Annotated in this window: 10 protein-coding genes; 3 read left to right on the plus strand and 7 right to left on the minus strand. The window is 43.5% G+C overall.

Annotated features, from left to right (window positions below; all coding sequences use genetic code 11):
- Nucleotides 1–198: 198 nt before the first annotated feature.
- The 4 genes from L1D37_RS12145 to L1D37_RS12160 form a co-directional block, all read right to left on the minus strand.
- Entirely contained in the window at nt 199–1,869 is a 1,671-nt protein-coding gene (locus L1D37_RS12145; protein ID WP_239848040.1) for a FapA family protein, read from the minus strand.
- 432 nt (nt 1,870–2,301) lie between these two features.
- Nucleotides 2,302–4,446: a GNAT family N-acetyltransferase gene (locus L1D37_RS12150; RefSeq protein WP_239848041.1), complete on the minus strand. Its 2,145-nt coding sequence runs from the start codon at nt 4,444–4,446 to the stop codon at nt 2,302–2,304.
- A gap of 93 nt (nt 4,447–4,539) precedes the next feature.
- A complete protein-coding gene (locus L1D37_RS12155; RefSeq protein ID WP_132761652.1) occupies nt 4,540–5,514 on the minus strand; it encodes a ParB/RepB/Spo0J family partition protein in 975 nt (324 codons plus the stop codon).
- Between the two features lie 5 nt (nt 5,515–5,519).
- Nucleotides 5,520–6,737 (minus strand): ParA family protein, encoded by a 1,218-nt coding sequence (locus L1D37_RS12160; protein ID WP_048660527.1) that lies wholly within the window; start codon nt 6,735–6,737, stop codon nt 5,520–5,522.
- A 1,269-nt stretch (nt 6,738–8,006) separates the two neighbouring features.
- Here L1D37_RS12160 and L1D37_RS12165 point away from each other — a divergent pair.
- On the plus strand, nt 8,007–9,986 hold the full coding sequence (locus tag L1D37_RS12165) for a replication initiator protein RctB domain-containing protein (protein ID WP_176679076.1): 1,980 nt from the start codon (nt 8,007–8,009) through the stop codon (nt 9,984–9,986).
- 381 nt (nt 9,987–10,367) lie between these two features.
- Here L1D37_RS12165 and L1D37_RS12170 read toward each other — a convergent pair whose 3' ends face one another.
- From L1D37_RS12170 to L1D37_RS12180, 3 genes are read right to left on the minus strand one after another with little or no spacing between them, the layout of a single operon-like run.
- A complete protein-coding gene (locus tag L1D37_RS12170) occupies nt 10,368–10,850 on the minus strand; it encodes a transcriptional regulator (protein WP_239848042.1) in 483 nt (160 codons plus the stop codon).
- Entirely contained in the window at nt 10,847–11,779 is a 933-nt protein-coding gene (locus L1D37_RS12175) for an ATP-binding cassette domain-containing protein (RefSeq protein WP_239848043.1), read from the minus strand. The genes L1D37_RS12170 and L1D37_RS12175 overlap by 4 nt, the downstream gene beginning before the upstream one ends.
- Before the next feature lie 9 nt (nt 11,780–11,788).
- Nucleotides 11,789–12,613: an ABC transporter ATP-binding protein gene (locus L1D37_RS12180; RefSeq protein ID WP_239848044.1), complete on the minus strand. Its 825-nt coding sequence runs from the start codon at nt 12,611–12,613 to the stop codon at nt 11,789–11,791.
- Between the two features lie 362 nt (nt 12,614–12,975).
- On the opposite strand from L1D37_RS12180, the gene L1D37_RS12185 reads away from it, so the two are divergent.
- Together L1D37_RS12185 and L1D37_RS12190 are read left to right on the plus strand one after the other, a co-directional pair.
- A complete protein-coding gene (locus L1D37_RS12185) occupies nt 12,976–13,170 on the plus strand; it encodes a hypothetical protein (RefSeq protein WP_004736928.1) in 195 nt (64 codons plus the stop codon).
- A 190-nt stretch (nt 13,171–13,360) separates the two neighbouring features.
- A complete protein-coding gene (locus tag L1D37_RS12190) occupies nt 13,361–13,921 on the plus strand; it encodes an NADAR family protein (RefSeq protein ID WP_239848045.1) in 561 nt (186 codons plus the stop codon).
- Nucleotides 13,922–14,115 lie beyond the last annotated feature (194 nt).

A 14,115-nucleotide genomic window follows, 5' to 3' on the forward strand; every position in this document is an offset into this window, starting at 1 on the left:
ACTAGTAAAAGAGTCTATAAGTACCTATAACAATATGAGGCCGCACCTTAGTCTCAGGATGAAAACTCCAAATGAGGTGCATGAAAAAAGCCAACAGCTGACGCTGTTGGCTTAGTAGAAATACTGTCAACGTATTTTAGGACGAGACAGTCAGTCTTGGCACTTGGGCCATGCATCGCTTCATCTTATGAAGATAGGCTACAAAGCAATGTCTTCTTGTTCCATTTTAAACGAACACTGAATCTCATATTGGTTGAATGAGAAAACACTTCCGCCGTGAGTTCGTTTAGTTGTGACTGTTTCATCACCAAACTGAATCGTCACGCGGGTATACACTTTTTCGTGCGCTTCAACTGTGCATTCAGCAAGGTTGGTTTCAAATTCCGCCTCTAGTGTATCTAGCTGTGATTTGGTGTTTTCAATCGCTTGATTGTTCTTTTCTCGTTGTTGCTCAATTTCCAACGCTTGCTCTTCGCTTCTCTCAGCTTTTGGTCGTTTCTTAAATTCGAGTTCTTGACGAATCACATCCATTGTTTGCTCTTGGGTGTGTTTATAGGTTTCCTTTAGTTCAGCAATTTTCTGTCGGTATCCATCGTAACGAGCAAAACCATGAACCTTAGTTGCCGTGTCTCCTTCTACACCTAAGAATACACATTCGACCTTTCCACCGACTTTGGCTTCGCCACCACTGAGCGTGCCATGCTTCTTCATGGTATCCATTACGACAAGATTGTCTCCACAGCGAATGTCGTTACTCATGCTGTGCACGCCAAGTCGAATGTCACCGGCGGTTTGTAGCTCTGCATTCTGAGCGTAGCTCGCGGTGATGGAACCTTTGCTGAATACCTTACAGCTTTTCGCTTCACCCTCTTTGGTGGTGTGGCCGATAATGCCTTTTGCGACTTTGATATCACCTTGAGCCTGAACTTCAGCCGATTCAATAAAACCACCCACCGTAATACTACCGGTCGCTTTCACAATCATTCCCGGCTCAATGTTGCCAGAGACAAACACATTGCCTTTGAATTTGACGTGTCCGGTGGAAACATCAACATTGCTAACACATAAGGCGTCATCGACTTCAATGGTGCGATCTTTGATGATGGGTAATCCGGGATAAGAGGCGAGTAATAAGTTGGGGTCATCAGGAGAGATATAGGTGCCCTTGCCAGGCTTGATTAAACTGTCTTGTCCAGGAAGAGGAGGGATAATTCGACCTTGGACGGTAAAGCCTGCAATACCTTTAGTCGCGGGAGTACGTTTCATTAATTGGTCGTTTTGACCAACGGTAATGGTTTCTCCCAAGTCTCGCATATCAATCTTGCCTTCGTCTTTACTGCGAGGTTTCAAAACTTGTCGAGTAATGTCTTCAACCAAGGCTGCAAACTTTGCGTCTTTACCTTTTACGGGTTGTGTCCCCTTGGCGACGGGTTGCGTAAACTTTTCTCCAGGCTTAAGTTTGCTACTCATCATCAATACTTTTCTGAGTGCTAACTTATTAATGCCTTTCGTGATGTGAGCTTGTGCTAAACAATGAATGATGTCGCTACCGCGTAGAGGGTGTCCATTGTATGGACCTGTGACGACTAGGCTTGCTAGCATCTCATCATCAGTTAATTCGACCGCTACACTGGCATTACGAACTTCTGCAATCAAGATTCCTTCATAAGCTTCCCCTTTGCCCTCTTTTGCAAGAGTCACAAAGCGCAGCACCTCATCTTCAAAAAGAAAATAGTTAGATGCGTTCAAAGCTTCTAAGGCTGGTGGCAGAGTCTTATTGTCAAAGCTTACGTCGACCACAAACCCCGACGGCAGACATGCCATCACTTGTTGCTTATCTTCCGACAGTGTAACGATGTTATCCCACATTCGAATTGAGTATCCCTAATGACTCAGTTGTTATTCAGTCTATATAATTCGTTCTGCGCTTAGTATCACATTATTAGAATAATCAGCGTCACATCACTTACTTTCGATTCTGCAAACATGACTCATAAATAAGACTTAACTATTTTATGATCCGCTTCAACTTTACAAATATAAAGGAGAACAGTTTCAACATTTTCCATTCGAGTGAACGTTGAACTGATGTGATAGCAATATGATAAAAACGAATCGGTTTAGAAGATTAAGGGCTGTCTTAAAGAGAGCGAACTAAAAATGGTGAGGGCGACAATGAAAGCGATGATGAAGGTAAAACGGGACTTCAATATGGAGTTTCAGTTTACAGTGTAAATCGAATATCCTAATTTACACTGTAAATCTAATTAACTCTGAAAACGGGTTGGGCAGCCAAACTACCTATTTACAGTGTAAATTTGATAATAGGAAATCGACGCCTTGTCGGAATTGAATCTCGGCTTGTTTTCGCCCAACAAGATTAAACTGTTCGACACAAGTCCCCCAGTCTTTCTGCTGTACAACTTTCGCGATAAGTAAGTCTGAAACAGCGAAACCTGTATCGGTTATAGTGTCAGATTCAGCTATGTGAGCTTGACGACCATTACTCTGCAGAATCAGATTCAGGACACTGAAACCAATGCTGTCGTAACTATTGCCGCCATCGACATAATTCTTGATGAGTTGGATTTCAGACTCAGCCATAGATTCCGCTTGATTAGGCAGTAATGCGCGAACCAGATCGACTTCGACAGAAGCCAAAGAACCAGAAACCACAAAACAGAAACTGCGCTCAAAGTGACTCTGTAATTGACTCATCCAGATTTGAGAGTTTTGGTTAAGCGACTTAACCATCAACACAGAGTGACAGCCGCTTGCCTGATCTCGCTGGTGGCCAATATGAACAGGCACAAATTCACTATCTCGCCAGAAAGAAATCAAATCACTGGTCGCACCGAAGCTCGTAGCCAAATAATCAACTTGCTCTGTTTGGACTGCTTGTTCAGATAACAGATCCAACATCCAACGGCCGATACCCAAACCTTGATGACGTGTCGAGACAGCTATGCGCATCACTCGAAGACAACGGCTAGTTGCAGCTTCAACAGAACCAAGTTGGTTGGCTAAAAGAACTGGTGCAAGGTGACCTTGTGGACGACGTTTCCCAAATTGAACTTGTGCAATCAACTCTTTATCTAAACCGCCCTCCTCCGTCACCAACATACAACCAAGACACTCGTCTTGCTGCCAAGCGGCAAATAGATGTATAGCTGGGTTATCGAGGAACTGCATCAAATCATTAGGAGACGTCTGGTAATGAGCATCGACTAAAAGAGAAAAACATTGCTGGAGTTTTTGAGGGTTAACCAAGCAGTCTGCTTTTGACAACTCAACCAAGCTAAGTTGGTTGAGTACATCACCGGAAAAATCTTCCGACTCATCAACAGCTGATTCATTCAGGCACGCATCTTCACCAAGAAGGAAACAATCAAATAGCCAACGCTCTAGTGGGTCGTTGTGATTCCAACGGATGGGTTGTTCAAGTTTGTAACCCTTCCATCCAGGGCGATGCTCAGACAGCCAAGCTTCAAACTTAATTCCAAACCCTCGTCCACTGCCTTCGTAACCATGAACTGTGGTTGAAAAAACCATGCGATGATAACTACCGACCATAGATTTAAGCATTGGGATTGGAATGGCAGCGGCTTCATCAACCAACAACAGATCGCAATCGGGCTTAGATTTTAGTAACTCGTCTGGCGCGACAAACCTTAAACTTCCATCTTGATAACCAATGTGAGTCGCGTTAATTACTTCACACGCATCGAGTCGCTGCAATGCATGAGTAAACACGGGCTCAACAGCTTTCACAGACGGAGCAGTAACAATAATATTTAAGCCCTGTCGCTCTGCCAAAAGCTGGGCAGCTGCAATACCCAGTGTTGAGCTTTTACCTCGACCTCTGTCTGCGGTTAAAATCAGTGGACGTTTTCGATGTCCAGTGACGACTTTCTTAACTAACTCAATCGCCGTGTTTTGCTGTTCAAATCGGTCAATCGAGTTGTCCTCATCATTAAGTTTTTGAGGAAGCGAATTAACCGCTTCAATCACACCCGCCTGTTCGTCACTTTGCGAAACAGAAAGTAGTTTATCAAAATGTAGCTTTAACCAAGATTGACCAAAGCATTCGCTATCTTCAGAGCCATCAACTTTTGGCGGTAACACCAACAACAACCCGCCACCGACTAATGAACCCAATGCTGCGCTAAAACCATTCGCATCGAACTGCTCTCTAAAATCACACACAAGAACTTGGCATTCACGACCAAGAAGTTGTTGGCCTTTTTTTACTGGTGCATGAATCGCGCCCTCAAACGGAGTACCGCCAATCTGGAAAACGGTTTGAGCATCTGCATCTTGAAGGAATTGTATAACAGCGGAATTTTGCCAATCGAAATCGCCATCAAAGACAACACCATAACGGTGGTCGTTATGCTGAGCGATGTTAGAAAGTGTGTGTAGAAAAGTGTTGGTTGGGTTTGTCATAGTTAGTGTCCAGATTCGTCTAAACACAGTTTATCACAGCCAAATAAAAAGCCGCATAAAGCGGCTTTAGAGTAGTAAGGGAAAGTTGTCGATTTAATCGAGCTTCGATTGTACGAACGCCAGGATTTCTTCCATCGTCGCATCATCAACTTTCTTAAGATTTAGCGCTAAGTTTGAACCTTTACGGCTATATGAAGCGCGGCCTTTAATTAGTTCAACTTTTGGAGACGCTTTCTTTGCTGGCGCAGGTGCCAGTTCAAGAATCCAACCTTCTAAGGTTTCAGTCACGTCTTTGGTCAAACGAGTCACGCCTTGAGCTTCACTACGCTGCCATACAAAACCTTCTGAAGCATCACACTTAGTCAGTAGTGTTTGTTGTTGCTCGCTCGTTAGGCCACCAAATTGTTTGTGTAGCTTAACAATCGTTGGACGACCAAGGTCGCTCACATTTGGGTAAGCTTGTAGTAATTCAAGTGGTAAAGCCGCCGCTTTTAATGCGCCACTCACCAAAGCTTCACTACACTGGAACATTTTCGCGAGTGCTTTTTGATCTTCAGCTTCGCCTTTATCTAGCTTCGCTTGCATCTCTTTGCCCTTCTCATACAGAGAAAGTGGTTTGTGAGCGTTTGCAACATCAGATAAGAATTTAGCATGGTCGCCGTTAATGTTTTCAGCAACATAGATAAGGAACTCTTTGTCGGCCAAAATACATGACATACGACGACGGCTACCATCAAGAACTTCAATCTTGCCGTCTTTATTTTTACGACCAACCGCTGGGTATTGTTGGCCGCGTTCCTTTAACGTAGTCAGTACGTCAGAAAGCGCATGTTCATTAAGGAAAGATTGCTCACGCGCGTTCTCTTCGAAAACAACCGTTCGAGTCGCTACTTCAGAAGCAGGAATTCGAACCAATTCAAATGAAACCAACTCTTCGCCCGCAACTGAAAGTTCAATCACTTGAGCCTGTTCTTTGGCCGCAGTTTGCGCTTCTTGAGGCGTTGCTACGCGACGTTTGTTTGCTTTACCAAATAGCTTTGCATTTAAGTCAGATGTTTTAATTGCCATTCTTGTTATCCCTGATTAAGTGAAGGCCAGTTGCTGTGTAATACACGCTCTAATTCTAGAGCACTTTTTTGTACTGCGTCTTGAGCGACAGCCAGAGTTTTCTTACCACCTTCGAAGTCGCTAACCGTGAGGTCGAAAACCGTGCTGTAGGTATCAGCGCAGGTTTCAAATGCGCGGCTTCTTGGAATCGTTGCCATCATCACTTGGTCATTCAGCAGGTAGTTCATTTCAGTGAGAACCGAAACCTGCTTCTTGTTGTCATCTTCAAACATGGTTGGCATCAGGCGAACAAACTCTAGCCCTTTCCAATCGTCCGGGAACATCTCGTACACGGTTGGTAAGTGTTGGAAGAAGTTAACCGTTGAAGCCCAGTCCAAACGCTTTGCAGCACAAGGAATAAGAAGAGCGTTCGACGCGTACATTGCGTTCCACACTAATGGATCTACGTGCGGGCCGGTATCAATCATAATCACATCAAAGTCATCGGCGATTTTGTCGATAAGCTTCTCTTTAAGAAGACGAACGATATCAAGTGACTGATCTTGAGAGAGGCTTTGCCACGCTTCAGCGTTAAACATCGCATCTTCAGGGAAGGCAGAAATTGTCTTTAGGTTTGGATACTGAGTTGGCAAGAGTACGTTTTTGCGAAGAAACTCTAGGTCAACATCTTGGCCTTCAGGCACGTTGTCCAACATGATATCAACGGCAGAATAGATACTGTCGTGCTCTGCACCACTGATTTGTGGGTTTAAGAACAGACGTAATGAACCTTGTGGATCCAAGTCAATCAGACAGATGCGGTAGCGCTTGTCTAAATTCAGAGACAAACAAGCCGCTAGGTGAACCGCCGTCATTGATTTACCTGTACCACCCTTCTGGTTTTGTACGTTGATAATCCAAGGTTTGTTGTCTGCATGCTGTTTGCGTTGGTGGAACTTTGGCACTTCCGCCGCGTCCATCAGCATGTGAGCTTCAGTCAATGAAATCGAGTAATGATTGGCGTTGTTCTTTGTAAACTGGTGACCATCCGCTTCAAGCTTGGTAATTGCCTCATCCAATTTTCGACGAGTTAAGCCTGAACGAGTCTCCATCATAGCTTTAGACATTGGAGGGAAATGTTCATCACTTCGCTCTTCCAGAATAATCTCAATTCGGTCAGCCTGAACTTGTTGAGTTTGTTCGGCCAGCTGATAGAGCTTATCAATCGTTTGTTCTCTTTTCATTGCCAGTTTCCGTAATGATTAACTAAGTACAAATTGTACAGCGATTAACAACAAACACAACAAAAACATGAACATACATTTATGAGTAAAATCACATAAAATAGACTGTATTTTTACAGTTTGATGAAACAACGGCTGAGACAAACACAAAAAATGACCGTTTTTATCATGCACAACCATGCTATTTCTGGCTTAGATTTTAAATGTTACAGCATCACTTATTTACAATGTAAATGCAATTTCAGCAAAAAACCTTCGGAACGATTGAAATACAAGCATAGATTACGGTTCGTGTGATTTGCATTCGAAATTGTGAGTTTTTCAACCAAGAAACAATAAAAAACCCAAAATAGCATCGCTAATATAAAACCACGACAAGATGAGGCGTCACTAGATAAAAGAGAGTTGAACCTAATACGGAAGAATGATCATGGAATACATCAGGCGTAAGAGAATTGATAAGGCGGTATTATGAAGCATGATCAAGGTGTAAACTCATCAATATTGATCCGCATGAGTGACTGTTCGAAATGATCAACTTCCGGAAAAATGATCAAGTAAATATCGTTCCGGAAGCATATAATTTAACAGCTAACTTACGGGCAAATGCTTTTGCAATGGGGATTCGAGGCCTATAAGGCCTCATTGCTTGGAAATTCAATCTGCACAGACTCAGAATACAGAAACATGACAATTTCATGATCATGCTTCCTAAGTAACGCAGGCCCGCTTTAATGACACTCAAGCCAGCCGTTAACACCGGCTTCAGAACAAATTTTGTACGTAATAGGGTAGGAACGATAGAAAAGGGCACTTGCTTGATCATTGTTCCGATAGATAAGCCATCAAAACTATCCACATTGACGAGTTAGAAGTGACTTAACCAACCATGTTGAATTATGGACTGTGGATAAGCTGTACAAGTATAATGATCATGCTTTCGAACCAATAATGATCATGCTTACAATGACTTAATGATCATCGTTCTGACGTTCTGTGATCATGCTTTCTTAGGTTTAATGATCATAGTTTCGGACTCTTTATGATCATGCTTTCCAAGCGGATTTTTTTTAATACTTTAAATTCAGCCACTTAAAAGCAAACTCACGTCCAGATCATTAAATCACTTAATCATTTAATCATTTAAGATCATATTAATCAAAAAGATCAGTTATTTAAAAGCCAATAAATTCTCTTTATTTATGATCATTCTTTCTTTATCATTCAGGAACTATAGTGAAATTACGGTTAGTGTGATACGGATCAAAAATGAAACCAGAAGAGAAATTGTTAATTAAGGCACGAAGCCACAAAGATGGTCATTTATTTGAGGTATCTGAAACAGCCGTTGAATGGATAGAACAATATCAACACTTCAAAGGTGTCACCAAAAGCATAGTTGAGCTTCTTAACCTAATTTCACTTCGTGGGTTTAGCAGCAAAGACGGATACGTTTCAACCACTGAGATTATTGAATCAACCGATGGTCAAGTCACTCGCGCAGCCTTGCAACAAAGGCTGAGAGCAGCGGTAAATATCGGTCTTTTCAAACAAATCCCCGTTCGCTTTGAAGAAGGCCTTGCAGGTAAAACCATGCTGCATCGCTTTGTTAACCCAAACCAATTGATATCGGTACTGGGTGCCACCAGCTTAGTCACAGAAAGCGTCAAGCAAAACGAAAAGCAGAAGCGTTCTAAAGCCCTCGCTCAAACTAAAGTAAACAAACGTTTACTGAATGAGCATGGTCTTAATACTCCCCCAACGATGAAAGACGAAGCGGATCAATTCATTGTTTCGCCAACCAATTGGGCGGGCATTATTGATCAAGCGTTAGCGCCACCTAGAACGCGCAAGAGCTACCAGAAATCAATGGTTTCGATCTCGGGCACTCGCGCTGTGATCGAGACAAGATCGTCTAAAAATATTATGACGGTCGATGATCTGATGACGCTTTTCGCGTTGTTCACGCTAACCGTTCAGTATCATGACCATCACCAAGATGATTACCACCTAGACGCGAAACACACGCCGAACAAAACACCACTCTACATCACGGACATTTTGTCTTTGCGTGGTAAGAAAGACAGTGGCCCTGCTCGTGACTCGATTCGCGACAGTATTGATCGTATCGAGTTTACGGATTTCCAACTGCATGAGCTTACTGGTCGTTGGCTTAGTGAGAACATGCCAGAAGGCTTTAAGAGTGATCGTTTCCGATTCTTAGCAAGAACCATTACTGCATCGGAAGAAGCGCCTACAGAGGGCTCTGACGGCGAAATTCGCATTAAACCGAACCTATACATCCTCGTTTGGGAACCTTCGTTCTACGAAGAGCTCCTGACTCGTGATTATTTCTTCTTGTTCCCGCCAGAAATCCTTAAGCAACATACCTTGGTTTTCCAAATGTATTCGTACTTCAGAAGCCGTATGGCCCGCCGTCATTCAGATTGTATGTTGCTGAGCGAACTGAATCAGAAGTTGGCTCGTAACATCGATTGGCGTCGTTTTTCGATGGATCTGATCCGCGAATTGAGAAAGTTGGGCGAAGTCGGAGATCAAGAAGATACCTTCCTGGTTAATCTTTGGGGTTATCACTTGACGATCACCGCGTTGATCGAAAAAGGCAAAACGACCGATTATCAAGTAGATATCAAATGTAACGTGGAAGAAGTACTGCGATACTCAAGAGCACGTACCACCAACGCCGGTAAACGTAACATGGCACCAACGCTGCCAAACCCACTTCGCAACGAGATGGTCTCTAAGCAGAAGCTGGAAGAGCTGTCTGAGATCATCGATGGTGAGTTTGAACCGATTCAGCGCAAGGCACCGTCGCCAAGAGGCAAATTAGGACGTCGAGTGAAGCAACGTAAGCACTCTGTTGAGATCAATGCTGACGAGATCATGATAACGCTCTCTAAATATACCTCTGCAGAGGCTCTAGAACGCAGTATAACGGCTTTATCTGCTATGACAGGGCACTCACATGCCTCGATCAAAGAAGAGTGCTCAGAGCTCATTGAGAAGCTTGATTGGCTGAGAGTAGGGGAAGATGTTATCCCTTACGAAACATTGAGTAAGCTGATTGAGCTGTACAACGACCGTGATAGCAACAGTAATCGACATCTCTCTATCGAACGTCTGATCTCTGGTTTGGCGGTGCGTCGTAAAGTGTGTAAACAAGTGCACGAAGGTCATCTAGATGAAAATGTGTTCTTGGCGCTCGATGAAATGGCGATTGGCCACTAGTTTTTACCCCGCTTTCACTGTTGTGAATAGGTCATTTAATCATCATTAGGTGCTGATAATAATTGCACCTAATGCTGACAAAGCGATGACAATGTAACGCATCCAGTTGATTATTATTTATCCCGAATAGACAACCTTTTGTCCTTTCTTATGATTAATAGATTGGCTCATATTTTGTTACATCATACTGAATAGATTTTTGCGAGTTCCCCAAGGGACTCGCTTTTTTTTGTCTTAAATTCCGCTCAACATTAAAAAATCAATAGCTTACATGCTTCGGCTTCTGAAGCATGATCAAGGTGAGATCATGCTTTTAATTGATCCTGTCGTTTCAACTAGACGGTCATTTTGATGAGTTGATATTGGATCGATAGGGGATGATCAGTGAATCTGATGTTTCACGTTTCCTTGATCATCGTTCTGGGACTGGCTTGCCATAAAGCGGACATGCGATTCGATCAATTTTTCGGATTCTTGTAACCAGCGCGGCTCTTGTTGTTGATTCGCAAACTCCAACGCGAGCACACACAAATGCTGTACTCGCTGTGTACACCACTCTTGTAAGTCTGGCTCCGCTTTCGTGTCACAACACACGGCTTGAAGCTTACTGTAAGCGAACATTAGGTATTGATACGCTTTTTCTTGATGATGTGGCTTGTGGTCTGAATTTCGGTAGAAAGTAAAGATACGCAGGCACCCGTCTAACCAACATGCGATGCCTTTGCTTTGTTCATCTGTGATCAAAGGCCCCCAGAGTGCATCTGGAGGCGTTAAGATCAAAGGTTCCAACCGTTCCACTTGATCATGCTTTCGGTCTTTGTACCAATCTCCGATTCGCTCTAACCAAGTGTCTAGTTCATTCATGCAACGTTATCCCACTGTTTTACAAAGTGATTATCAGCGACTTGCTTAATGTCATGCTGTATTTCGCTGCTCTGCTCTCGAATACGATCTGCGTCTATGGAATAGTTTGGCTCATTTTTTACGAGTTCGCCAAATGGCAGATCAGGATCCGGCACTGCAGAGATCAACAGTTTGGTATATGGGTGCTGCGGATTCGTTAAGATCGACTGAGTTGATCCCCATTCAACGATCTGTCCTTTGTACATCACCGCAGTTTCTTCTGCGATGTAATGAGCGGTCGCAAGGTCGTGAGTAATGTATAAGAAGCCTATCCCAAGCTCTTTCTTCATTTTTTGCATGAGATTGAGCACGCCAAGTCGAATTGAAACATCCAACATCGAGGTCGGTTCATCGGCAAGAATGACTTCAGCCCCAACCGCAAGCGCTCTGGCTAGGTTAACCCGCTGTCTTTGGCCGCCACTGAGCTCGTGAGGGTATTTCGCGAGAGTTTCGACAGGCAGCTCTACCAGCGTGAGCAACTCTTTGAGGCGTTCTTCTAGAGCCGCTTTATTGGCGACTTGCTTATGAATCTTAAGCGGGCGAGTTAAGTGGTGCTCTATGGTGTGAGTCGGATTGAGTGAGCCAAATGGATCTTGAAACACCATTTGCACACGGCTGCGGTAATCCAAGATGTCTTTACGGCTCTTGAGTGTCGAGATGTCTCTGCCATTGAATAAAATCTCTCCCTCTGTCGCAGGGTAAACCTTGGTCATCAGCCTCGCGCAGGTGCTTTTCCCGCAACCGGACTCGCCAACCAGTGCCAGCGTTTTTCCTGCATATAGGTCAAAGCTTACGCCATGCAGCGCTCTGAATATCTCTTCTTTGCCAAATCCACCGCCAACAGTGAACTCTTTGACGAGGTTTTTTACTTGAAAAATTGGTTGTGACATAGAGCTCTCCTAGCACGCTGTCGCGTGAGCATGTTCGTGAATATTAGGGAAAGAACTCCATAGCTTTTGGGTGTAGGAGTGCTGCGGATTATTGCGAATCTCGTAGGCTTGATTGACTTCGACGATTTGGCCATGGCGCATGATGGCAATGCGGTCACACAGTTGGCTCATTAACGCTAAGTCATGAGTGATAAAGAGGATCGAGAAGCCAAATTCTTCTCTGAGTTGGTGTATCTGCTGCAAAATCTCGCGCTGCACAACCACATCCAAAGCAGTAGTCGGCTCGTCCATTATGATCAGCTTAGGGTTGAGGGCGAGGGCAATAGCAATCACCAAACGCTGACGCATGCCGCCACTGAATTGGTGAGGGTACTCTGTGAGCCGGTTGCGCGGAATGTTTACCAGGTCGAGTAACTTTTCTGCGCGATCTTTGGCTTGTTCATTACTCATGCCTTTATGGTGGCGCAGCACATCAGCAAATTGCTCTTCGATGGTTAATACAGGGTTGAGTGAATTCATTGCACTTTGGAACACCATGGCAATCTCGCTCCAACGCAAGGTATTCAAATGACTGTCTGATAAGCTCAGTAGATCTTGTCCATCAAACAATATTTGGCCTCCAGATATGAACGCGGGCGGCTTATGCAGACGGTTAATGGCAAATGCGATGGTACTTTTGCCACAGCCAGATTCCCCGGCTAAGCCAAAAATCTCACCTTGGCCTATGCTAAAGCTGACGGATTTGACCGCGTTGAAATCACCGTCATCGGTGATGTAGTCGACACATAAATTCTTCACTTCGAGAAGTGGTGTATCTGAAATTCCCACAGACATGATAAATACTCAGTTATGATATTGATAACTATTATCATTAACATGTGTTGAATTTAGTGAAAGCGATGAGCACAAAAAGAATGAAGTGCCTCGAAATTTATCTTGGGTTATTTCACGAATTTTCAGCGGAAAAGAAGAATTGGAAGAGGGGAAAATGAGAGTTGGATCAAACCACATTTCTTATGGGGAATCTTTTAAATGTAATTGCAGAAAATGCCTTTGGCAAAGTTTAAATGAGGCATTTGTTAATTAGGTTTGTGAAGCGTCGGAATCATCACATTTCAGTACAGATTTTCTTAACAAGCGAAATAGCATTTGCTACAGATTACCTGTCCATTACATGGTGCTTTTCGGAGGAAAACATGTCCATTAATTCTATCAACCATGATGAAATGACAAATATTGCAAACAAGTGGGATGCTGAAGAAGAAGTATCTTTCAAACCAGAAAAGAAAATGAAGTCCGCTGAAGCTCGTCGTCGTATCGAGGCTCTAAGAGAAATTAGAGAAAGCGGTTTGAGTCTGGAAGAAGCGAGGGAGTTAGGTCTTATTCACTAATAATCCCCATTGCATTTAGAAGGGTGGCACCATGCCACCCTTTGATTTATAAGTACTTTTTTATAATTCCTGTCTATGTTAAATCAATAGCTTGATTCTCTTCTCTAGTTTACAGCTTCGCTATACATTTTTTGAAATCACGTCCTTCAGACTAAAAACACGCCCATGACATACTCTTTAACCAAGTTGTTTGACAGTAATATGCAACGCCACTAATTTTAAAGTTAAAGCAAAAATATGTGATGTCGTTGGTAAGGAGAAGGCTATGTCTAATTCTGTGGCTCAAGCCAAAGAAGTGCTATTTTATGAACCTGAAGATCCAAACGGATACCTGTCAAATTTTGCAGCTTGCCCCATCAAGATTGATGATCAAATTTGGGCAACCAGCGAACACTATTATCAAGCTATGAAGTTCTCCTGCGAAGTACTTCGCAATACTATTCTGCAAGCTAGCACACCTGCTGAAGCATTCTCTTTGAGCCGTGACTACGAAGACCAAGTTCGTGAGGATTGGTATGAGATTCGTGTTGAAGTGATGCAGTTCATCGTCACCGAGAAATTCAGACAGAATCCGCAGTTTGCTCTATTTCTTACCAATACCGGAGATTCGGTGATCAAAGAACATTCACACAAAGACCATTTTTGGGGCGATGGCGGCGATGGAACTGGCGAGAACCATTTAGGCAAGATTCTGATGGCTGTGCGTCAACAGCTTCGTACTCAGCAACTGCATTTGATCGCTGCACACTAATCCATTGACCTTAGGTTGTTCCAAATTAAGTGGGTCGATTACGGGCAAACTCTTTTAGCCCTTAAAGAGGAATTGAAAAGGCCGCCCTGTTTAGCTTGTGTGCTTAACAGGGCGGCCTTTTAAGTTTAAGAGCGAGTTAGGTATCGAAGAGAGCTAAAGTGCGTTACCTAAGCTATACGGTGATGCTTGGGTTA

It is taken from the genome of Vibrio sp. Isolate33, from assembly GCF_022397895.1.
Taxonomy (GTDB): Bacteria; Pseudomonadota; Gammaproteobacteria; order Enterobacterales; family Vibrionaceae; genus Vibrio; species Vibrio pomeroyi.

Bases quoted from the DNA above. Each gene is read 5' to 3' on its own strand.
- L1D37_RS12145 (WP_239848040.1), bottom strand. From the start codon at position 1,869: ATGTGGGATAACATCGTTACACTGTCGGAAGATAAGCAACAAGTGATG.
- L1D37_RS12150 (WP_239848041.1), bottom strand. From the start codon at position 4,446: ATGACAAACCCAACCAACACTTTTCTACACACACTTTCTAACATCGCT.
- L1D37_RS12155 (WP_132761652.1), bottom strand. From the start codon at position 5,514: ATGGCAATTAAAACATCTGACTTAAATGCAAAGCTATTTGGTAAAGCA.
- L1D37_RS12160 (WP_048660527.1), bottom strand. From the start codon at position 6,737: ATGAAAAGAGAACAAACGATTGATAAGCTCTATCAGCTGGCCGAACAA.
- L1D37_RS12165 (WP_176679076.1), top strand. From the start codon at position 8,007: ATGAAACCAGAAGAGAAATTGTTAATTAAGGCACGAAGCCACAAAGAT.
- L1D37_RS12170 (WP_239848042.1), bottom strand. From the start codon at position 10,850: ATGAATGAACTAGACACTTGGTTAGAGCGAATCGGAGATTGGTACAAA.
- L1D37_RS12175 (WP_239848043.1), bottom strand. From the start codon at position 11,779: ATGTCACAACCAATTTTTCAAGTAAAAAACCTCGTCAAAGAGTTCACT.
- L1D37_RS12180 (WP_239848044.1), bottom strand. From the start codon at position 12,613: ATGTCTGTGGGAATTTCAGATACACCACTTCTCGAAGTGAAGAATTTA.
- L1D37_RS12185 (WP_004736928.1), top strand. From the start codon at position 12,976: ATGTCCATTAATTCTATCAACCATGATGAAATGACAAATATTGCAAAC.